The 21,248-nt window shown below is 44.2% G+C and carries 18 protein-coding genes and 2 tRNA genes; 6 read left to right on the top strand and 14 right to left on the bottom strand.

The annotated features are described in order from the left end of the window. Positions 1 to 250: 250 nt before the first annotated feature. The 7 genes from glmS to hisF all read right to left on the bottom strand — a co-directional run bounded on the left by glmS (position 251) and on the right by hisF (position 8,021). A complete protein-coding gene (gene glmS / locus V6252_RS10530) occupies positions 251 to 2,095 on the bottom strand; it encodes a glutamine--fructose-6-phosphate transaminase (isomerizing) (RefSeq protein WP_179799593.1) in 1,845 nt (614 codons plus the stop codon). 182 nt (positions 2,096 to 2,277) lie between these two features. Next, positions 2,278 to 3,654, bottom strand: coding sequence for a bifunctional UDP-N-acetylglucosamine diphosphorylase/glucosamine-1-phosphate N-acetyltransferase GlmU (gene glmU / locus V6252_RS10525; protein WP_341610378.1), 1,377 nt, complete (start codon positions 3,652 to 3,654; stop codon positions 2,278 to 2,280). A 169-nt stretch (positions 3,655 to 3,823) separates the two neighbouring features. Continuing rightward, positions 3,824 to 4,429, bottom strand: a complete 606-nt coding sequence (locus V6252_RS10520) for a phosphatidylglycerophosphatase A (protein WP_341610376.1) — start codon at positions 4,427 to 4,429, stop codon at positions 3,824 to 3,826. Between the two features lie 3 nt (positions 4,430 to 4,432). Next, complete coding sequence (gene thiL / locus V6252_RS10515; protein WP_341610375.1) at positions 4,433 to 5,464, bottom strand: thiamine-phosphate kinase; 1,032 nt, start codon at positions 5,462 to 5,464, stop codon at positions 4,433 to 4,435. Between the two features lie 8 nt (positions 5,465 to 5,472). Next, positions 5,473 to 6,315: a transcription antitermination factor NusB gene (nusB, locus tag V6252_RS10510; RefSeq protein WP_341610373.1), complete on the bottom strand. Its 843-nt coding sequence runs from the start codon at positions 6,313 to 6,315 to the stop codon at positions 5,473 to 5,475. A 216-nt stretch (positions 6,316 to 6,531) separates the two neighbouring features. Then, the gene (gene ribH, locus V6252_RS10505) at positions 6,532 to 7,053 is read right to left on the bottom strand and encodes a 6,7-dimethyl-8-ribityllumazine synthase (RefSeq protein WP_075106501.1); all 522 of its coding nucleotides are present in this window, start codon (positions 7,051 to 7,053) and stop codon (positions 6,532 to 6,534) included. A 185-nt stretch (positions 7,054 to 7,238) separates the two neighbouring features. Further along, positions 7,239 to 8,021 carry an imidazole glycerol phosphate synthase subunit HisF gene (hisF, locus tag V6252_RS10500; RefSeq protein ID WP_101205985.1) on the bottom strand — a complete coding sequence of 261 codons (783 nt, stop codon included), beginning with the start codon at positions 8,019 to 8,021 and terminating at the stop codon, positions 7,239 to 7,241. 185 nt (positions 8,022 to 8,206) lie between these two features. Between hisF and V6252_RS10495 the strand changes: the two genes are divergently transcribed. The 4 genes from V6252_RS10495 (at position 8,207) to V6252_RS10480 (ending at position 12,074) form a co-directional block, all read left to right on the top strand. Further along, positions 8,207 to 9,370: a homoserine kinase gene (locus tag V6252_RS10495; protein WP_341610371.1), complete on the top strand. Its 1,164-nt coding sequence runs from the start codon at positions 8,207 to 8,209 to the stop codon at positions 9,368 to 9,370. A 72-nt stretch (positions 9,371 to 9,442) separates the two neighbouring features. Further along, a complete protein-coding gene (locus V6252_RS10490; RefSeq protein ID WP_341610369.1) occupies positions 9,443 to 9,805 on the top strand; it encodes a hypothetical protein in 363 nt (120 codons plus the stop codon). Continuing rightward, on the top strand, positions 9,806 to 10,726 hold the full coding sequence (locus V6252_RS10485) for a class II glutamine amidotransferase (protein WP_057762068.1): 921 nt from the start codon (positions 9,806 to 9,808) through the stop codon (positions 10,724 to 10,726). It begins immediately after the preceding gene. 49 nt (positions 10,727 to 10,775) lie between these two features. After that, the gene (locus V6252_RS10480) at positions 10,776 to 12,074 is read left to right on the top strand and encodes a PD-(D/E)XK nuclease family protein (protein ID WP_341610367.1); all 1,299 of its coding nucleotides are present in this window, start codon (positions 10,776 to 10,778) and stop codon (positions 12,072 to 12,074) included. Here V6252_RS10480 and V6252_RS10475 read toward each other — a convergent pair. After that, a complete protein-coding gene (locus V6252_RS10475) occupies positions 12,046 to 12,618 on the bottom strand; it encodes a YchJ family protein (protein WP_341610366.1) in 573 nt (190 codons plus the stop codon). The two genes, V6252_RS10480 and V6252_RS10475, sit on opposite strands and share 29 nt — an antisense overlap. 59 nt (positions 12,619 to 12,677) lie before the next feature. After that, positions 12,678 to 13,394 carry a metal-dependent hydrolase gene (locus V6252_RS10470; protein ID WP_101205981.1) on the bottom strand — a complete coding sequence of 239 codons (717 nt, stop codon included), beginning with the start codon at positions 13,392 to 13,394 and terminating at the stop codon, positions 12,678 to 12,680. 126 nt (positions 13,395 to 13,520) lie between these two features. On the opposite strand from V6252_RS10470, the gene V6252_RS10465 reads away from it, so the two are divergent. Beyond that, positions 13,521 to 14,591 carry a DUF3025 domain-containing protein gene (locus V6252_RS10465; RefSeq protein ID WP_341610363.1) on the top strand — a complete coding sequence of 357 codons (1,071 nt, stop codon included), beginning with the start codon at positions 13,521 to 13,523 and terminating at the stop codon, positions 14,589 to 14,591. Between the two features lie 296 nt (positions 14,592 to 14,887). Further along, on the top strand, positions 14,888 to 17,725 hold the full coding sequence (gene acnA / locus V6252_RS10460) for an aconitate hydratase AcnA (RefSeq protein ID WP_341610362.1): 2,838 nt from the start codon (positions 14,888 to 14,890) through the stop codon (positions 17,723 to 17,725). Between the two features lie 98 nt (positions 17,726 to 17,823). On the opposite strand, the gene V6252_RS10455 is transcribed toward acnA, so the two are convergent. The 5 genes from V6252_RS10455 to gltX all read right to left on the bottom strand — a co-directional run bounded on the left by V6252_RS10455 (position 17,824) and on the right by gltX (position 21,222). Further along, positions 17,824 to 18,477, bottom strand: a complete 654-nt coding sequence (locus V6252_RS10455) for a LysE family translocator (RefSeq protein WP_341610361.1) — start codon at positions 18,475 to 18,477, stop codon at positions 17,824 to 17,826. Between the two features lie 291 nt (positions 18,478 to 18,768). Continuing rightward, positions 18,769 to 18,844, bottom strand: a tRNA-Glu gene (locus V6252_RS10450). A 148-nt stretch (positions 18,845 to 18,992) separates the two neighbouring features. Beyond that, positions 18,993 to 19,068: transfer RNA gene (locus tag V6252_RS10445), tRNA-Ala, on the bottom strand. A 122-nt stretch (positions 19,069 to 19,190) separates the two neighbouring features. After that, complete coding sequence (locus V6252_RS10440; protein ID WP_341610360.1) at positions 19,191 to 19,556, bottom strand: hypothetical protein; 366 nt, start codon at positions 19,554 to 19,556, stop codon at positions 19,191 to 19,193. 142 nt (positions 19,557 to 19,698) lie between these two features. Then, positions 19,699 to 21,222, bottom strand: coding sequence for a glutamate--tRNA ligase (gene gltX, locus V6252_RS10435; protein WP_341610359.1), 1,524 nt, complete (start codon positions 21,220 to 21,222; stop codon positions 19,699 to 19,701). Positions 21,223 to 21,248 lie beyond the last annotated feature (26 nt).

The raw sequence follows: 21,248 nt of genomic DNA, 5'->3' as shown, positions 1-21,248 counted from the left end.
GTCTAATTAATAGATAGAGTGTCACTATTTTTTTGTATCGTAATTCTGCTTTTCACCAGTTTTTAAAATATGCGGATTATTTGAGCTGGGCCTAAGTATCTTTATTTGATTCTTTACTGATGTAGTTCTTACTACTTTTTTCTAAACTGCTAGTAAGTCGTTTTAAAATTATAAAAAAACCCTGCTACTGAGTTCACAATAGCAGGGGTAAATACTTATCTTTTTCAGAGCTCTCGTAGAGTAATTCTTCTTATTCTACCGTGACTGATTTTGCCAAATTGCGTGGCTGGTCGACGTCTGTACCACGCATTACTGCTACATGGTATGACAACAGCTGCACAGGCACGCTGTAGACGATAGGGGCAAGCGTCTCGCAAACATCGGGCACATATACTAAGTGCAGTCTATCTTCAGCGACCATCTGACTGGCTTCGCTAGCGAAGACAAATAGCTCGCCATGACGCGCATGCACTTCTTGCATATTGGCTTTTAATTTATCAAACATACTATCTTTAGGTGCCAATACGACGATGGGCATGTCTTTATCGACCAATGCCAATGGACCGTGTTTGAGTTCACCTGCCGCATAACCTTCTGCATGAATGTAAGAAATTTCTTTCAGCTTTAGTGCACCTTCTAGCGCAATCGGGAACTGTAGCCCGCGACCTAAGAATAGACAGCTTTTCTTATCTTCAAAGCTTTCACTCATGGTCTTGATAGGAGCATCAAGGTTTAAGCTGGCGTAGAGTTGTCCTGGTAATTGATGTAACTCACTTAATAACGTATTTAAGTGTTCGTCAGTCATACGCTTCTGCGTAACGCCAACTTTCAATATCAACAATATCAAAGCCACAAGCTGAGTGGTAAATGCTTTGGTAGAGGCGACGCCAATCTCAGGCCCTGCCAACGTTGGCAAGAAGATATCTGTTTCGCGTACCAGCGATGACGTCGGTACATTACATAATGCCAAGCTGACTAAGCCTGCTGGCGTTTGCTTCTGGATATCACGTAACGCTGATAAGGTGTCGGCCGTTTCACCAGATTGAGAAATACAGATGACCAAAGTATTATCGACGACGACAGGATTGCGATAGCGGAATTCGCTGGCAACCTCAACGGAACAAGGTATGCGAATAAGGCTCTCAAACCAGTATTTTGCGACCATACCGGCATGATAACTGGTACCACAAGCAATCACTTGTACATGACGAATACCTGACAACAGTGTCTCATGACGCTGTAAAAAATCGTCGCGTAGTTTAGTCGTTTCACCATTATCCAAAGCCATCTCTATCGTACGAGCGACGGCATCTGGCTGCTCGTAAATTTCTTTGAGCATATAATGTTTGAACTCGCCTTTATCGGCATTATGCTGGGTTGCATCAATCTCATGTATCTGACGTTGGACTTCAACACCATCTGCATAAACCTGAATGCTATTGCGAGTTAATTTGGCGATATCACCTTCTTCTAGATACATGAAGCGGTTGGTCACCGGCAGCAAAGCCAACTGATCTGATGCGATAAAATTCTCACCGATACCGACACCAATAACCAAAGGTGAGCCTAGACGTACAGTAATGAGCTCATCAGGGCAGTCTACGTGGACGATACCCAATGCAAAAGCACCGTGCAGTAGCGGGATAATGGTGCGGACCGCTTCTAACAAGTCAGGTGTCTTTTTGTAGATATCATGGATTAGATGCGCCACAACTTCAGTATCTGTCTGTGAAGTAAACACGTAGCCTTTGGCTATTAGTTCTTCTTTTAGTTCAGCGTAGTTTTCGACGATACCGTTATGCACGACCGCAATTTTGCCTGACACGTGTGGATGCGCATTACGTTGTGCTGGCTCACCGTGAGTTGCCCAGCGCGTATGAGCAATACCAATATGACCATCAAAAAACTCTGGATTGATAGCAACGGCATTAACCAGTGCCTGTACTTTACCCACTTGGCGCTCACGGTGTAGTTCACCATCACGAATAACCGTCAGGCCAGCTGAGTCATAGCCGCGATACTCTAAACGCTTTAGGCCTTCAAGTAAGATATTAGCGATATTTCGCTCAGCAACGGCGCCTACAATTCCACACATGGCTATTCCTTAGATTCAAATTTTAGTAGTTCAATATATAATGTTGCAAGATCAAATAATTTGGTTGGTCATTAATGATGAGTTATTAACCGATAAACATAGTGAAGCAGTACCACAAAGATTGCCGTACTGCTTAAATTGGTTCAAAAATGACTGAGGTTGACTAAACCACCAATGAGCAATTATTTTTTAGTGGGTCGTTGGAAATCATTTTTTTGTACTTGACGCGCACGACCAAACGCTAAGGCACTACTATCAACGTCTTTGGTAATCACAGAACCCGCGGCAACGGTGGCTGTATCGCCAATCGTCACTGGCGCGACTAAGCTAGCATTAGAGCCGATAAACGCATTGTCTTCAATGATGGTTTGCGATTTATTGGCACCGTCATAGTTACAAGTAATGACACCAGCGCCGATATTCACGCCTGTACCGACAGTTGCATCACCGACATAGCTTAAGTGATTTACTTTACTGCCTTGACCAATAGTAGATTTCTTAATTTCGACAAAATTACCAACTTTGCTGTTATCAGATAGTACGGTATCAGGACGCAAGTGCGCAAAAGGCCCGATATCAACACCAGCACCGATATCAGCGCGATCGATCACACAGTAAGGTTTGATATAGCAAGCATTCCCAATCTTGGCATTTTTGATAACACAGCCCGCTTCGATATAGACGTTGTCACCTAAGGTACAGTCACCTTCAAATACCACATTAACGTCAATAAACACATCTTGACCAGCGGTTAACGTACCACGAATATCGACACGAGTAGGGTCGGCAAACTGTACGCCAGCTTCTTGTAAGTCAGCAACTAGCTTGCGCTGCCAAGTGCGTTCTAGACTAGCAAGCTGTTGACGATTATTAACTCCTTCAATCTCAAACGTATGCTCAGGCTCAATCGCCGCGATAGTAATACCATCGGCGACTGCCATTTTAACGATATCCGTCAGATAATATTCTTGTTGTGCATTGTCGTTAGAAAGCTCAGGCAAGTATTTGTGCAATAACGCATTATCGACACAGTAAATGCCGCTGTTAATTTCTTTAATACTTTGCTCTTCAGCATCAGCATCTTTTTGTTCAACGATGGCTTCAATATTACCTGCTTGGTCGCGTTTAATACGACCCAAGCCAAACGGATTATCGACTGTCAGCGTCAGCATAGACATGCCATCAGTATTGGCAGTTTTTAATGCTTTTAGTGTCTCACAGCTGACCAATGGTACATCACCGTAAAGAATGAGACTTTGTCCTGACTTAGGTAAATCAGATAATGTCACTTTGACCGCATGGCCAGTTCCCAATTGCTCAGTTTGAGCAACCCAAGTAATCGATGCTTGTGTATATTGATTGGTAATTTCTGACTTTACTTGATCACCACCAAAGCCATGAACAATGATGGTTTCATCAACAGTGAGCTGATGACAAGTATCTAGCACATGACCTAATAAAGACTTCCCAGACAATGTCTGCAATACCTTTGGCTTTGCCGATTGCATACGTGTGCCTTTACCGGCAGCTAGAATAATTACAGAAAGAGGAGATGTCATAATAGGCTCGCAAATGTAACAAAATATAATATTGGATTATAGCGCAAATGCTCATTTATAAAAACGCTGTGATGTGCAGGCTTTGTAATTTGAGTACCAATAACTTAAGTAAGTAAAATCAAATATATAAGATAGCTAAAACTGTAGTAAATATTTCTGTGCGCTAATATCAAAAAGACATGAACGTCATCACAATGATGTAAATAACCAGCCAAATGACCGCTGCCATGATGCCTGCAATAATATCATCTAACATGACCCCAAGACCGCCAGCAACTTTTTTGTCTGCCCAGCCAATCGGTGGCGGCTTTAAGATATCAAATACGCGAAATAGGATAAAGGCGGTCGGTAGCCAGCCCCAAAACATAGGCATCATCATTAACGACAATGTGTTTTCAGGCTTAGGAAATAAATAAGACAAAATGTAAGATAACGGTAATAAGGTAATCCACATGCCTGCCCATTCATCCCACACAATATGTGGATCATCGTGCACCTGCATTAACTCAGAAGTACGCCCACAGATCCAGATACCAACCAAACAAGATAAAATAGTCAGCAGTAAAAAAGGAATAAAACCTAGACTCATGAGGGGCACGCCCACAATCAGTCCACCAACGGTACCCCAAGTACCAGGTGCACGGCGTGGTAAACCACTACCTAAACCTAGCCCAAGCCAATAGACTGCACGGTCAAGCATACTGGCACCGACCGGTAATGGTGGGCAGTCATTTGCTTTATGGATGTCAGGCTTAGATAAGTCGTGATCAGTCATGGATTAGCCTGTAAAGTGTTGGTAGCCAGTAAGGTTGGGCCATATTGAAAACGGTGCGGGCTGAGTAGGCGTCACTGGCTGATTTTGATAAAACAGTTCAAGACGTGAGTTATCAGAAGACTTGGTATCTATCGCTATAGGATCTGATAGTGCAATTACCTCGCCGATACAAGTGACAGGTGTGTTGCCTATAGGCGGTTTGATATGAGCAGGCAAAGTAAATGCCAGTTCATAATCATCGCCGCCCGCTAGCTGACCTAACAAGCGATCAGACAAATCGACAGTAGATAATGACTCGCTACTCGGTAGCTTGTCTAAATGGATGCGCATGCCTACAGAGCTTTGCTGACAGACATGACCAAGATCTTGATAAAGGCCGTCGGAGATATCTATCATCGCTGTTGCCCCCATCTTTGCCAATGCTGCACCTAGCGCTATACGCGGCGTTGGCATATGTAGACGATGCGCCAACTCTATGCCTTGTGCGCTGTCAGGATGCTGTAAGGCGAAAGCGGCATCACCAAGTGTGCCTGAGACATAGACTTTGTCACCAACTTTCGCGCCTGAGCGATAAATGGCTGGTGTATCTTCGGCGAGCAACCCTTGCGCGCTGATGCTAAGTACTAAACGCTCACTGCGCGTGGTATCACCACCTATCAGCGTCACACCAAACAACTGGCACGCATGAAACAGCCCTTTGGCAAATTCAGTGAGCCATTCGTGATTTGCTAGACGTTCAGGTAGTGCCAACGCTAGCATAATGCTATGCGGCGTCGCACCCATAGCTGCAATGTCTGAGACATTAACCGCCACGGCTTTATAGCCAATCGCAAACGCTAACTCGTCAACTCTTTGCCAGTCAGCATGAAAGTGACGACCTTGAACCAGTGTGTCAATACAGCTAACCAAGCGTGATCCTGCTGGCAATGCCATCACAGCTGCGTCGTCACCGATACCTTTTTCGATACCAGTGGATGGTGCATGCGTGGCCTGCATCTGTGAGAATATACGCTCAATCAGCTCAAACTCGTTCATGGTTAGTCTTAGTCTTTGGTATCGTTAGCGTTTTTCTTGCTCGCCTTAAAGTCACTGATATTTGCACTGGCTTTACTGGCACTACTGCGTTTGACGTTGGCTTTGTTAGCACTGATACGCGGCTTGTTTGATGCAGTCGGCTCATCGACGATCGCGCTTTCTGTTTCAGCAGCAGTTTCGATGCTATCCACTGGATTTGCTTCAGACTGTTTAGCCGCCGCTTTTTGTGACGTACGTAGATTGGCATTGGTATCTGCTTGTACCTCTAAAGCGCGCAGCTCACCGGCCATTTTATCCAGTACTGCATTAATCAATTTGTGAGCGTCAGTCGCCCCAAAATGATTATTTAGCTTCATTGCTTCATCAAGCACGACTTTATAAGGAATCTCTACACGGTTTTGTAGCTCATAAGCGCCAATCAACAAGATAGCGTGCTCAACAGTATCTAGCTTATCAACCTCACGATCGAGATGCTGACTGATAAGCGCATCGAGAGCTTCAATCTGCTCTGGAATGTCGCGCATCATTTCATGATAATAACCGATATGGACGGTATGCATGGCATTGGTTGCACGCGTGCGAGCAGCAATATCATGCGGAGCATTGGCTTTCCAGCCAAGCTTACCATCTACATCAAAGCGGCGATCAGTGACGAGCCATTCGTATAGGCCTTGCATCGCAAAGCGACGTGCCTTACGGATAGCAGTGTGACTGGTCTTGTAAGAAGACTCACTCATATCGAATGTTTGATCACCCGCACTGCTGCTCGCTATACGGGTAGCTTCAGCTTGTCCATCATTGGTTTGTGCGGTTTTCGCAGCGCTAATAGCGCGCTTGAGTTGGTCAGTCATAGGGGGTCTGTACCTAAATTTTTGAGATGTTACCCAGTCAAAATATAAATTAGCAAAGTAGTTTTTTAGCTATGCTGATTCAAAGCTTTAAAGGGTATGGAAATACGGCGAAAATTCAAAAAGTAGCCAATTGTTTCGATAGCTGGCTAATGCTATGAGGTGCTGTTATTACTAAATAGCAGCACCAGTTAAACTAATAAATTTGAGCTTTAAAGCTTATGCTTCATCGATGCTGTCATCAATATCTAGCTGTGACAAAACAGCGATCATTTCTAGTACGACCATCGCAGCTTCAGAGCCTTTGTTACCCGCTTTAGTACCAGAGCGCTCAATGGCTTGCTCGATGCTATCAGTAGTGATGATACCGTTAGCAACAGGGATATTATAATCCATTGCCACAGCGCTCAAACCTTTGGCAGATTCGCTAGCTACAATATCAAAATGCGGCGTGCTGCCACGGATGATTGCACCCAGTGCCACAATCGCATCAAAACGATCTGATTCAGCAGCACGTTGGGCCACAAGTGGTAGCTCAAATGCGCCAGGCACACGAATAACAGTAATGTTGCTACCCAATACACCATGACGGAGTAGGGCATCGATTGCACCATCAACTAATGACTCAACGACGAAACCGTTAAAACGACCAACAACGATACCAATGCGAGCATCAGCGTTTTGATGTAGGTTACCATCGATATGAGTCACGTCGTTGCGCTGCTGTTGTAAATTCGACATAAAAAATCCTTTGCTTAATAAGCGTTCAATTGAAATATAGGCGTCAATAAATAGCTAAATAGTCTGATGCGTTCAATCGATTCGGTCGCCTATTATTTTGGCGTTGCCCTAGTTAATTGAACGAAAATAAATGGTTAGCGCTATGATAGCATTTTTTTGGGTTTTATTTGCATATTACGAGCGTGCTAAAGACGCATCTGTATTCCTTGCGCTGCCATATACTCTTTGGCCTCCAATACCGTGTACTCACCGAAGTGAAAAATACTGGCGGCAAGTACGGCATCTACGCCGCCTTCTAGTACGCCTTCTGCTAAATGTTGCAGGTTACCGACGCCGCCTGAGGCGATAACTGGTACATTAACACGGCTCGTAATTTGCTGCATGAGCGCCAAGTCGTAGCCTTTTTTGGTGCCATCACCGTCCATCGAGGTGACCAGTAATTCACCAGCGCCCAGCTCTGCCATTTTGCTCGCCCAAGCAACGGCATCGATACCCGTTGGCTTACGGCCACCATGAGTGAAAATCTCCCAACGTGGCACGACAATACCATCGACGTTGATATCAGCGACGCGTTTGGCATCGATAGCAACGACGATACACTGGTTGCCAAATTTCTGTGCGGCTTCACCAACGAACTCCGGCGTAAATACGGCTGCTGAGTTAATCGCCACTTTATCCGCGCCAGCATTGAGCAAATTGCGGATATCAGCGATTTTTCGTACGCCACCGCCAACGGTCAGCGGAACGAATACCGTTTCTGCCATGCGTTCAACAGTATGATAAGTGGTATCGCGCTCATCATTGGTCGCAGTAATATCCAAAAAAGTAATCTCATCAGCGCCCTGTTCGTTGTAGCGTTTGGCTACTTCGACAGGATCGCCTGCGTCTTTTATATCGACAAATTGCACGCCTTTGACCACGCGGCCATTGTCAACGTCCAAGCAAGGAATGATACGCTTTGCTAACATAGGGTCTTTCACCTTATAATCAATTCATAGGCGCTAGTCTAGCAAAATCACTGCTATTTCAGGCAGGTTTTCGCAAGATTATTACGCTTTTCACCATAGTTTTATCATGCGCGGTACAATTGCTGTCATTACCGCATAAATTTATCCTATTTAACTTCTTATCCAATTGCTATAAGTGAGATGTCATGTCCGTCTATACCCAGTTAACCGATGATCAGTTTGCCGCCTTTTGCCAAAGCTTTGGCGTGTCTTTTGCCCGCGCGATTCCGATCACTCAAGGTATTAAAAACTCAAACTGGTTTATTCAAACGACTGACGATGTAGATGGCACATACTCTTACGTATTCACTTTGTTTGAAGAGCGTCCGCCCGCTGATATCGAAAAAATGGCCGTTATTCTTAATCAATTGAATGGCAAGTTACCAGTCGCTGCACCATTAGCCGTCATTGAATCAAATGGTTCGCAAACGGATGGCGACGATAAGCGTTATGTCATCCACTATGAAGACAAAGCGATTACGCTAGTGCCATGTTTAGTAGGCTCACATCCTGATCAAACCACGCAAGCGATGTGTCATGATATTGGCGCGGCATTAGCAATGCTGCATGAAACGCTACAAGCACTACAACCAAGCGAGCAGTACGGCGTGCCTTTGTACCCATGGGCAGAGGTGCGTGACCGTGAAATGCAGTTTATGCCAGGTGACGAAGCCAAGCTGATGAGCGATATCTGGCGCTCTTATTCAGAATTACCACTGGCAACTTTGCCAAAAGGTCTGTGTCATTTAGATATGTTTGCTGACAATACCTTATGGAACTTACAAAAAGGCGAAGCGCGTCTGACAGGTCTATTGGACTTTACTGAAGTCAGTGTCGAGCACTATGTGATGGATATTGCCATTACCATAAATGATTTTTGTACCACGTGGGGCGTTGCAGAACAAGGCGAATCCGTTAACTTTGATCGCAGTAAAATGGCGGCGTTCTTACAAGGTTATGAATCGATCCGCCCGCTAAACAGTGATGAAAAGCGTGCACTACCTGTTATGCTGGCAAAAGCAGCAGTGATTTTCTGGTTATTACGCCTAAATGTGATTCACTACAATCGTACCGAAGGTCGTACGGGTGATAACATCATGGTCAAGAACCCTGACTTGATGAAACGTTTGGCCGCTTATCATTGGGCGCATGTTGAAAAGTCGCAAAATACCGTATTTGTACTATTAAACAAACCAAACAATCAGATAGTCGGCGTATTTAGCAGTATTACGCAAGCTGAGCAAGCGCAGGAAACATTAAATAGTAGTGAGTTTGCAATCAAAGAATATACGCTAGATCAATTGTCTTAAGCATTGCTGATTCATTTATTCTAGTATCAATGCTAGTACTAATTTTATTACCGAAACCTTAGAGGCGACCCCATGACCGATCAAGTTGATAACTGGCACAAACTGGCGCGCTACGATACCAATATGCAAGGTGAACTGCACGCCAACCTACTACGTAATAACGGCATTACCGTGTCCTTGCAGCCGCTAAGCGCTATCCCAGGTATGAACTCTGGTATCGTTCTCTGGGTAGAAAGTACCGATCTGGCAGAAGCTCAGCGCATTTTGGATACCATCCCAACTGATGGTGCCGCTTTGCTTGATGAGATGAGTGATGCTGACTTTGATGCGCTATCTGCTGCTCAAAGTAACACTTCCCAAGGCAACCCGACAATAAATGATGAACCGATCATAAACGATGATTCGCTTAATAATAACAATGGCGGTAACGATTAAATGTGTCAACTCTTAGGAATGAACTGTAATACCCCAACGGATATTGGCTTTAGCTTTGCAGGCTTTCGCAAGCGCGGCGGGATGACGGACAGTCATGAAGATGGCTTTGGTATTGCATTTTTTGAGCGCAGCGAATGTAGCAATAATGACAAAACGAACGATGAGACGGCAAATGACTCAACGGGCTTGCGTCTGTTTCATGATAATCGCCCAAGCCATCTGTCGCCAGTCGCTGATTTGGTTAACAATTACCCAATCAAAGCCATGAATGTTATTGCGCATATTCGTAAGGCGACACAAGGGCAGAACTGCTTGGCAAACACCCATCCATTCGTCCGTGAAGTCTGGGGCGAGCAGTGGGTATTTGCTCATAATGGACAGATGAATAGCGAATTTATCAAACGCTGTCAGCGCTTGCAAGACAACGGTAATGCCTCACACTGTCAGCCAGTCGGTTCAACTGACTCTGAAATGGCATTCTGTTATTTGGTTAATCGTCTAAAGAGTAGCTTTAAATCGCGTCCTGATGACAAGACGCTGTTTAATTTTTTGACCACGCAATGTCGTTATCTATCGGCCAATGGTCTATTTAATTGCTTAATATCCAATGGTAGGTGGCAACTGGCTTATGCAGGTAGCTTATTGTTTTATCTCACGCGTAAAGCGCCATTTGGTGAAGCCAAACTCGCTGATGATGATATGGCGATTAACTTTGGTGATGTGACTACAGATACGGATAAAGTCACTATTTTGGTAACTGTTCCCCTTACTGAAAATGAGAAATGGCAGCAGCTCGCCGTCAATGAATGCTTAATATTTCAAGATGGTGATGTCATTTATAAAGACAGCCCAAGTCAGCGCAAGTTTTTAACAGTGGACGAAGGCATTGCGATTGCACGAGCCGTTGGAGCGAGTGTTTAGGATAAGCGTAGCAGTTAATATTGGCACCTATTAAAAACAACGAGTGACTATGGTCTACAACAATCTTTTTCAAGCATTGGAAAAAATCGAGCAGGCAGCGACAGAAGACGCATCTAATACAAAATATGGTTTTAATGTATTCTCCATCTTAAGAAGAGATGATGAAGAAGTGGGTCTGCATTCTAAGTTTTTAGCGGCGCTTTTAAGTCCTACAGGTAGCCACGGCATGGATGCCTTTCAAAAGCTATTTATCGACCAAGTATTAAACGTAGCGGTCGAAACGCAAAAGTGGGAACGTTTGCCACTTTGTCCAAATCAGCCTTATATGTGTCAGACTGAAGTGGCTATCACAAACTCTGGTCGCATAGATATCGTTTTAAAAAACCACGAAAATATCATCGTTATTGAAAACAAAATCCACGCTTATGACCAAGAAAAACAGCTCCAACGTTATTATGAAGCTTGTAAAAATATGGGCTATACATCAGAAAATATCTATATCTTATATTTAAATAAATATGGTGATCCAGTTAGTGCTTATGGTAGAGGGAAGTTAGAAGATATTGATTTTGTGCAAATCAGCTATAAAGAGGATATTGTAAACTGGTTAGATGCTTGTATTGCTGAGGCAAAACCCTATCCACATATTGAGCAAACATTATTGCAATATAGAAGGCTGGTGGGCAAATTAACAGGTGATACAAGGTCGGCAAAAATGAAACAAGCGCATATTGAACTGTTATACCAAAAAGAAAATTTTAAGCTGGCACATGAGCTGAGTGAGTCGTTCGTCAACTTTCAAATTGATTTACAAAGGAAAGTGTGGGAAGGCCTGCAAGAGGCTTTAAAAGCAAAAGGCTATACTTTTGAATTTTGTGATAAAAAATTACAAGTATGCGATTTTAGAGTAGCGGTCAAGCATTACTACAAACCCAGAAATTCTTCGAAGCTATATGGGATACGATGTAAAATTGGTACGACAAAGGCATATGATATTCATTGCTTTATACAAATTAATGAAAACATTTACTACGGTATGACTATTTCTCAAAATAAGATGCGTCTTCAATATCCAAGTTCTCTTATCGATTTAGCGAGTGGAATAAGTAACTCATATCCAAATAGTCGTATGAGTGAGAGTAAATGGTTTTTAGGCGTAAATATATTACCGAACACACCAATAAATTTTAAAAAACCAAGCAATTTATATAAATTGGTTGATAAAGACGACAGAGAACAGTGGATTGAACAAACCACCAATGAGATTGTGTCTTTTATTGAAAGTGTCAAAAGCTTAGAGCTTATTGATGTTCAGTCGGCTACACATACTCTCCACAACACCGCTTAAACTTCTCACCAGATCCACAAATACACGGTTGCTTTTGCGTCATAGTCATCGCAGCCGTCGGATCTAAAAAGTACCAGCGTATATCGTTATTAGCCTTGTCTTTTACCTTTACGAAGGTGGACAGCTCATGATGCGCCTGTATTTTTTCTGCTAAATCAACTGCATTATCTTTGGCATTAAAGTAAGCCCTAAATTCAACCTGTGCATGACGTTTACCAAGCTTTGGCGTGTGCTCTACGATTTCTAATCCTGCCCAATCGGTTTCTTTTGCCCAACTCTCAATCGCTGCAACATCAAGTAATGCTTGCTGAGCAGGCACTGTGGTTTTGACGATATATTCTGGTTTCACCAATGCAAAGGCACTATAGCGCGTGCGCATAAGCCGTTCGGCTGTCTCCGCTTTTATACCATCTGCTTTGCCAACCTCATCATTATAAAAAGCATCATGATAAGGCTGGCAGCAGTCTTGATAGGATAGTGGAGCGTCTGCCGTCTCTGCTGTTAGATTGATTTGGCAAGGGCAAGTATCTGGGTAAGATTGCATGTTTTACTCTAATTTTTGTTTGGGCTTATTCGTTTAGGCTTAGTAACCTTGTGCTAACTTTATTGCAGCATGCTTTTTATTAATTCTGGCAATATGCCGACTTTGAGCTGCGCCCATGCAGAAGGATCGCTTAGTCGTGACCAAAACATCTCAAAAGGTGGGGCGGCATACACCAGTAGCGCCAGAATGGTATACAAGAGCAGATACCACCATTTATCTTTTGGCTGATAAAACTTCATTGCTGTGCCCGATGAGCGTTTCATTTTCATATTGGACAGATTGACGCTATACAGTTCATCCAATGATAAGTGCACCATTGCGCCACCAAATAAAAACAGCCCATAAAACCAACTGGTCGTCAGCGGTAGGTGCAAGCCATAATAACTTAGGCACGTCAGACCCAATCCCAGTATCGCCATATACGGCACAGAGTGGATGACGCCGCGATGCACCGTCATAGTAGTAAAAATATGAAAAACCACGTAACGCATAAAACCGTAGCCTGCCAGCCACAATACTATTAATGCCAGTAAGCTCAAGTCACTACGCCAATGCATGACCAGCCCAAAGGCAAATATAAACGAGGTGATATTAAAACCGAGCTTAATCGGTGTTGAATTATCAGAATCCAAGTCTGGCAGCAACCCACCAATAGTACCAAGCGCTACGCACACCAAAAACCCTGAATCATCAATCAATCCAGCTTTATAAACCGTCAAACTCAGTGTGCCGCTGACCATAAATGCGACATTTAAGTGGGTATTAAAATTTGCCATAAAAATCATTCATCCATAGCGCTCAAAAAGTCCTTTCGAGCGGCGTATCTAGCAGTAAAAAAGCGCACCATGATACCATAGACCGTCCATACGTCTAATAGAGATAGCCTGTAAGAGAGAGCTTCTATGCCTGCCAATGATTTACCCGCCACACTTAACTCTGACACTCATACTAAGCAGCTACCTGTAGTAGAAGGTCAGCTTGATAACAGCTTTGCTACCATTGACTGGCAAGTGCCTTGGTTGTCGCATATTACTCAATTGAGTTATATCAGCAACACGATTGAGCGGCTTAGTCGCTCGAAATCACAGAGAAATAGCTTGGATGGTTTGAATGATTCAGAAGGTTTGGATAATGTGAAAAGTCTATATGAGCACAATATAAATGCTTCTGGCACCAATACGCCTGACACGATTGCCAAAGTCTTAAAAACGGCGATGACGCAGCAGGTTAATCACTTGCAACAGCCGTTACCGTGTACCAAACCTGCTCATGACCACAAATCTCAAACGCTACAATTCGTCTCTCAAAATGCATTGCCTGAAGGGGAGGCTTATGAGCATTTCATCGGCACAACTGGCAATATCCCAACACGGGATAATTTGCATGACTTGTTTAATGGCAGCATTTGGCTGACCTATCCGAAGACTAAGGCTGTGCTCAATTACTATCATATGCTAGAAATCGAAAAGCAAGGCATCAGTGAGCGTCGAGGGCGTGTGCGCGACACTATTACTGTCTTTGATGAGAATGGCGCAGTGCTAGTGACTTCTGATGCTAGTATCGGTAAAGCATTAGTTGATTTTGACTGGCAGGCAAGTTTGGTGAAACCACGTGCTAAATGGAACAACCCAACTCAGCCTGATAACAGCGCTCAAGCCGCAGTCTATATCTTTGGCCATGCCCTGCTTGAGCAGTTGGTACACCCACGTAAACCTCTATGCGCTCACAGCATTGTCATTCACGTTGCACAAGAATTCTTTACCTTATCCTTAGCTGAACGTATGCGCTATTTGGATGACAAGGTTGCCAAATACATGGATACATTATTATCCAATGATGACGTCAAACCGCGCCAGCTTGCGCCGTTACCTATCTTGGGGGTGCCGCATTTTTGGGCAGAAAATGCCAATACTGACTTCTATGAAGACAGCTACGTGTTCCGCAGTGGACGACGTAAAAAAGACAAAAACTAAATAGAAAGAAGTTACTTAAAGATAGCTCGCTAAACCGTTGTTACGTTTACGATTGTGCCACGATTCGACAACGTCCAGACGTTAACAAAGCCTTGTATGTTTGTTATGGTAAAAGGGAGTTTCTGTTAATCACTACAGATATGATTATCTCTCTTGTTAACACTGACTCATATCAGACAGTTTTGCGAAACTGCGATATTGATTCAAGACAGATCAATCATTTATTGAGCCACCAGTCATACATAAACTTATAATAATTTATGTCCAGGATTTATAACAACGATAAGGAAGCTATCATGAGTGATATTTTTGATGTAAAAGACACCCTTTCGGTTGCTGGCAAGGAGCATGCCTACTACAGCCTGCCAAAGCTGACCGAAACTTACGAGCATATCAAGACACTACCATTTTGTATGAAAGTGGTATTAGAAAACCTATTGCGTAACGAAGATGGCGGCCAGTCGGTTGGCAAAAACCATATCGAAGCGGTTGCCAACTGGGATGCAGGGGCTGAGGCGTCAAAAGAAATCGCTTTCATGCCAGCGCGTGTGGTATTGCAGGATTTCACTGGTGTGCCTTCGGTGGTTGATTTGGCGGCGATGCGTGATGCAGTTGTCGAGCTTGGTGGAAAGGCTGAGCAGATCAATCCGTTTATCCCTAGTGAGCTGGTCGTCGATCACTCTGTACAGGTCGATGCTTATGGCCGCGAAGATGCGCTAGATTTGAATGAAAAAATTGAATTTAAGCGTAACAATGAGCGCTATGAGTTTTTGCATTGGGGCAAGCAAGCCTTTGAAAACTTCGTCGTGGTACCACCAGCGACAGGTATCGTGCATCAGGTTAACCTTGAATATTTAGCCCGTGTGGTGATGGCGGCAGACGTCGATGGTGAGCTGACAGCTTATCCAGATACAGTATTTGGTACAGATAGCCATACCACGATGATTAATGGTATCGGTGTACTTGGTTGGGGTGTGGGCGGTATCGAAGCTGAAGCTGCGATGCTAGGCCAACCGTCATCAATGCTGATTCCACAAGTGGTCGGTTTTGAGCTAAAAGGCAAGCTAACTGAAGGCGTCACGGCAACCGATTTGGTACTACGTGTGGTTGAAATGCTGCGTGCACATGGTGTGGTAGGTAAGTTCGTCGAGTTTTATGGCGAAGGCTTACACAGTATGCCGCTAGCGGACCGCGCTACCATTGCCAATATGTCACCAGAGTATGGTGCGACTTGTGGTATTTTCCCAATTGACCAAATGGCGATTGATTACTTGCGTCTGTCAGGTCGTGACGAAGCACAGATTGAGCTGGTTGAAAAATATGCTAAGGCGCAAGGCTTATGGCACGATGCCGATACACCTGCGGCGACTTATTCAAGCAAGTTAGAACTAGATCTGTCGTCAGTACAGCCAGCACTTGCTGGTCCGAACTTGCCACAGCAGCGTATCAATTTGTCTGATATGCATGAGAAGTTTGGTGAAACGCTAGAGAAAATGACCAAAGATCGCAAGTCAGAAGTAGAAGCCAAAGTACGCTTTGATCAAGAAGGCGGTGAGCAAGAGCAAGCTGAACACTTAGCTGCTGAGCCGAATATCGAAGTTGATACCAGTGATGACAATGCAAGTTATGCGCCAGCAAACAATGTCTTCTCAAATGTCAGCATCGATGACAAACAACACAAACTACGAGACGGGTCGGTAGTTATTGCTGCTATTACTTCTTGTACTAATACTTCAAACCCAGCAGTAATGATTGGTGCAGGTCTAGTGGCCAAAAAAGCGGCTGCCAAAGGGCTTAAAGCCAAGCCTTGGGTTAAGACATCGCTCGCACCGGGTTCTAAAGTGGTCACCGACTATTTAGAAAAGACCCATCTGATGGATGAGCTAGAAAAAACGGGCTTCTACCTAGTAGGGTATGGGTGTACCACTTGTATCGGTAACTCAGGACCATTGTCAGAAGAGATCGAAAAAGGCATTGAAGAAAATGATTTGGTCGCGGCGGCAGTACTGTCTGGTAACCGTAACTTTGAAGGTCGTATTCACTCGCATGTCAAAGCCAGTTACTTGGCATCACCACCGTTGGTCGTTGCCTACGCGCTAGCCGGTACAGTCGATATCGATCTAACGACCCATCCGCTAGGACAGGATCAAGATGGCAATGATGTATTCCTAAAAGATATCTGGCCAACCTCGGAAGAGATCAACGAGTTGATTGCCAACAATATTGATGCTGATATGTTCCGCAAAAACTACGGCGAAGTATTTGACGGTAGTGCAGCGTGGAACGCAATTAGTTCAGCGGATAGCCAACTATATCCATGGGATGAAGGGTCGACCTATATTAAAAACCCACCGTTCTTTGATGGTATGACCATGGAGCCAGAAGGTATCCCTGATATCGAAGGCGCGCGTATCCTAGGTCTGTTTGGTGATTCCATCACCACCGATCATATTTCGCCAGCAGGTAATATCGATCCAGACTCACCAGCAGGTAAGTACTTGCAAGAGCGCGGTGTGATGGAAGCAGACTTCAATAGCTATGGTTCACGCCGTGGTAATGATGCAGTCATGACTCGTGGTACCTTTGCCAACATCCGTATCAAAAATACCATGATGGGCGGTAAAGAAGGCGGTTATACCTACTACTTCAAAGATGACAGCGCTACGCTACAAGATGGAGAAGAAATGCCTATCTATAACGCAGCGATGAAGTATAAAGAAGATAAGCGTCCGCTCGTCGTACTTGGTGGGGCAGAGTATGGTTCAGGCTCTAGCCGTGACTGGGCAGCTAAAGGTACTATCTTGCTCGGCGTAAAAGCGGTGTTGACCAGCTCGTTTGAGCGTATTCACCGTTCAAACCTAGTCGGTATGGGTGTATTGCCATTGACGTTTAAAGATAGTCAAAATGCAGAGACTTACAAACTAGATGGTTCAGAAGTGCTTAGCATCACGGGTCTGGACAATGGTGAGAGCAAAACAGCCACGGTTACGGCTACACGTGCTGACGGAACGGCAGAAACCTTTGAGGTAAATGTCGGTCTACAAACGCCAAAAGAGCGCGAATATGTGCGTCATGGCGGCGTATTGCACTATGTACTACGTCAATTGGCTGCTGAGAGCAAAGAAGCAGGCTAGTAGTTAGTTAATCTTTGTATGATAAAAAGCCCAATTTCCTTCAAAGTAGGGGATTGGGCTTTTCTATGGAAGATGTTTTTTTCTTGTTACTTTACTCTTCAAGCTTTTTCAGTCAACAGCTTAATTCCTAGCCCCATAAATACGACACCACTTATTTTATTCATCATGGATTCAATTTTTGGATTCTCTCTTAACTTTTTGCTGAACTTTGACGCCAACATCGCCAAACTCAAGCACCATATAAAGCCTGTGGTGGCAAAAGTCAGCCCCAATATCAAAAATGACAGCATGCCATAAGCATAACTAGTATCGATAAACTGCGGGAAGAACGCCAAGAAGAATAAAGCGACTTTTGGGTTGAAAGTATTGGTTAACACACCTTGCTTATATATTTGCCAACCATCTACAGCCTTTTGGCTAGTCACGTTCTGATCTTTGGATAAATTGTTTGCTATCGAGTTAGAGTTTTTACTCGTCAGCATCTTAAAGCCTAAATAACACAAATAGCTGGCCCCAATATATTTAACAATCATGAAAGCGATAGGGGAGTTGGCAAGTAATACGGACAATCCTAGCGCCGCCAATAACGTATGTAGCAAAATACCCGAAGTAATGCCAAGAACAGAATAAAACCCTGCTGTTTGCCCCTGTGAGACACTACGGGTGATGATGTACATGCTATCCGTACCTGGCGTTAGGTTTAACAAAATAGCCGCCAAGATAAACCCCAGATAATTCTCGATACCAAACATCGCAATCACTTCCCTCTAATTACGCTAAGCCCATCATTTATAGTATGTGGCTGTATTTTATAAATATGCTTATCAGGTCGATATTAACGAGTATTAGATAGGTTGGCAATAGTGCTATCAACAGTAAGCTAGCAGCGATTAATAATAAGCTAACGACAATAGAATAGAGGATGTTGAGAAATGACAGACATAAAAAAGCCCAGTCACCGTATGATGACTGGGCTTTTTTATTGTTCGCTTACTAGTCTAATCTGATGCTAAGCAAAAGTGCTAGTAAGTGACGCCGAATAGTGGCGTCCCCAGGGGGATTCGAACCCCCGTTACCGCCGTGAAAGGGCGGTGTCCTAGGCCTCTAGACGATGGGGACGCATAGAGTGTTATAACCAGTGGTTACAACGGTACTTCACAATATCAGATAGCTTAGTAAATAAGCATTGCCTAGGTGCTGATATCGTCCTACTAGCGAGTATTTATTATTACGTTTCAGTAATACTGAGCGTTGCTATAAATAAGTATGGTGGAGCTAAACGGAGTCGAACCGTTGACCCCTTGCATGCCATGCAAGTGCTCTACCAACTGAGCTATAGCCCCTCGCTAAGAGTGTGCGTATTTTATGTAAGAGCGGCAGTCTTGTCAACAACTATTTTAAAAATAATGCATAAATATGCAAAAAAAAGCGATTTAGCCTATTTTAAAGGCTCAATAAGCCCAAATTAGCGTGGATTTTGCTTCAGCGCGATCTCTTTGATGGCTTTATCGGTATAAAACTCTTCTTCGCTACCATCAGAAAAAATAATCGCACAGCATTCAGTTGGCATATATTGACCGCCTTTTTCTCGGATCGTTCTGATACCTTTGACGCCAATGATGTCATATTTGCCCAATTTATCTAGATTATGCTTGGTGTAACCACAGTAAGTGCTGTATATCCATTTTAAATCTTCGAAGTCTTGGCCCTTGGTCAGGGTCAAAGTTGCGTCAAAAAGCTCCTTTATGATGGCATCATAGTATTTCTGTGCTTCTTTTAGGGTATTAAAGACATAGTCTTTGCTTACTATCGTGACGGTTTTGGCGGCCATGTTTATTTCCAATTGAAATATTTAATAAAAGATGTCTAATAATACGAGGGTAGTTGTACTGACTAACAACGAAAAAGGGTCAGAACTGGCCTGACCCTTTTACATTCGACAAGTTTAGCCAACTGGCTATTCAGCTTCTAAACTATTCAGCAGCAGCTAAGAAATCTGGCAATTCTGCCGCTTGTTTCTCAAGTTTTTTCAGTTTCTTTTTACCGAGGCCGCCTAATACATCAACTGCATGACGCAAGCGAGTCAATGTCATGTCAGCGCCGATAATCGCCATAGAGTTCATGACTGGTGTCGATGAGGTGCTACCAGCGATAGCGATAAAGAACGGCGCCATAAAGTCACGCATCTTAATATCAAGGTGAGCGGCAAGGCCTTTTAGCGTGGCATAGATGTTTTCTTCTGACCACGTTGGCAAGACTTCTAACTGCCAAAGTGCTAATTGCAGCATCTCGATAATTTGCTCAGGCGTGAGTGATTTATGAGTGAAGCTCTCAGCATTGATGTCAGGTAGGTTTTGGAAGTAGAAACCACCCCAATTAACCGCATCAGACAATAGCTCGATACGTGGCTGAATTGCGGCTGCGATAGCGGTTAGTTTGTCACTGTTGCTGGCCCACTCAAGGATTTTATTCTTTAGCTCTTCAGGGCTAAGCGCACGTAGCCATTCTGCATTGAGCCAGTTTAGCTTTTCGATATCGAAGATAGGGCCACCAAGCGACACACGCTGAATATCAAAGCTGGCAATCATTTCTTCTAGCGTAAACTGCTCAGCACCATTAGGCATTGAGTAGCCCATACGACCGAGATAGTTTAACAATGCTTCAGGTAGCACGCCTGCATCACGATAGTAGGTGATAGAGGTTGGGTTTTTACGCTTAGACAGCTTTGACTTATCTGGGTTACGCAGTAGCGGCATGTGGCAAAGCGTTGGCATTTCCCAACCAAAATAATCATAAAGTAGTTGATGCTTAGGCGCAGAGTTCAGCCACTCTTCACCGCGCATGACATGGGTGATTTCCATCAAATGGTCATCGACGACGTTGGCTAAATGATACGTTGGCATGCCGTCTGTTTTTAGCAGTACTTGCATATCGACTTGAGTCCAAGGGAACTCAACGGTGCCACGTAGCATGTCTTGTACCTGACAAGTGCCTTCGGTCGGTACACGCATACGAATCACGTGCGGTTTGCCCTCGCTTACCAATTGCTCGGTTTTTTCTGGGGCAAGATGGGCACAGCGACCATCATAACGAGGGGTCTCGCCATTGGCCATTTGCTCAGCACGCATGGCATCTAACTCTTCACTGGTACAGAAACAGCGGAACGCATGGTCTTTTTCTATGAGTATCTCAGCGTGCTTTTTATAGATATCGCTGCGCTCGCTCTGACGATAAGGGGCGTGTGGGCCGCCAATATCTGGGCCCTCGCTCCAATCCAGACCAACCCAACGTAGGGCATCCAAAATCATTTGTTCTGATTGCTCAGTCGAGCGAGTCTGATCAGTGTCTTCGATACGTAAGATGAATTCGCCACCGTGAGCTTTGGCAAAAGCCAAGTTAAACAGGGCAATATAGGCAGTACCTACGTGTGGGAAGCCAGTTGGCGATGGGGCGATACGCGTGCGCACAGGGCGCGTGCTGTCAGTAGAGGTTTGCATGGTAAAAGTCTCAAAGTTTGCTATCG

Origin of the sequence: Psychrobacter proteolyticus (assembly GCF_038155145.1) — a bacterium.
Classification (GTDB): Bacteria; Pseudomonadota; Gammaproteobacteria; order Pseudomonadales; family Moraxellaceae; genus Psychrobacter; species Psychrobacter proteolyticus_B.
The sequence above is the reverse complement of the archived record's forward strand: the minus strand, read 5'-3'. Positions and strand labels throughout refer to the sequence as shown.

Bases quoted from the DNA above. Each gene is read 5' to 3' on its own strand.
- glmS (WP_179799593.1), bottom strand. From the start codon at position 2,095: ATGTGTGGAATTGTAGGCGCCGTTGCTGAGCGAAATATCGCTAATATC.
- glmU (WP_341610378.1), bottom strand. From the start codon at position 3,654: ATGACATCTCCTCTTTCTGTAATTATTCTAGCTGCCGGTAAAGGCACA.
- V6252_RS10520 (WP_341610376.1), bottom strand. From the start codon at position 4,429: ATGACTGATCACGACTTATCTAAGCCTGACATCCATAAAGCAAATGAC.
- thiL (WP_341610375.1), bottom strand. From the start codon at position 5,464: ATGAACGAGTTTGAGCTGATTGAGCGTATATTCTCACAGATGCAGGCC.
- nusB (WP_341610373.1), bottom strand. From the start codon at position 6,315: ATGACTGACCAACTCAAGCGCGCTATTAGCGCTGCGAAAACCGCACAA.
- ribH (WP_075106501.1), bottom strand. From the start codon at position 7,053: ATGTCGAATTTACAACAGCAGCGCAACGACGTGACTCATATCGATGGT.
- hisF (WP_101205985.1), bottom strand. From the start codon at position 8,021: ATGTTAGCAAAGCGTATCATTCCTTGCTTGGACGTTGACAATGGCCGC.
- V6252_RS10495 (WP_341610371.1), top strand. From the start codon at position 8,207: ATGTCCGTCTATACCCAGTTAACCGATGATCAGTTTGCCGCCTTTTGC.
- V6252_RS10490 (WP_341610369.1), top strand. From the start codon at position 9,443: ATGACCGATCAAGTTGATAACTGGCACAAACTGGCGCGCTACGATACC.
- V6252_RS10485 (WP_057762068.1), top strand. From the start codon at position 9,806: ATGTGTCAACTCTTAGGAATGAACTGTAATACCCCAACGGATATTGGC.
- V6252_RS10480 (WP_341610367.1), top strand. From the start codon at position 10,776: ATGGTCTACAACAATCTTTTTCAAGCATTGGAAAAAATCGAGCAGGCA.
- V6252_RS10475 (WP_341610366.1), bottom strand. From the start codon at position 12,618: ATGCAATCTTACCCAGATACTTGCCCTTGCCAAATCAATCTAACAGCA.
- V6252_RS10470 (WP_101205981.1), bottom strand. From the start codon at position 13,394: ATGGCAAATTTTAATACCCACTTAAATGTCGCATTTATGGTCAGCGGC.
- V6252_RS10465 (WP_341610363.1), top strand. From the start codon at position 13,521: ATGCCTGCCAATGATTTACCCGCCACACTTAACTCTGACACTCATACT.
- acnA (WP_341610362.1), top strand. From the start codon at position 14,888: ATGAGTGATATTTTTGATGTAAAAGACACCCTTTCGGTTGCTGGCAAG.
- V6252_RS10455 (WP_341610361.1), bottom strand. From the start codon at position 18,477: ATGTTTGGTATCGAGAATTATCTGGGGTTTATCTTGGCGGCTATTTTG.
- V6252_RS10440 (WP_341610360.1), bottom strand. From the start codon at position 19,556: ATGGCCGCCAAAACCGTCACGATAGTAAGCAAAGACTATGTCTTTAAT.
- gltX (WP_341610359.1), bottom strand. From the start codon at position 21,222: ATGCAAACCTCTACTGACAGCACGCGCCCTGTGCGCACGCGTATCGCC.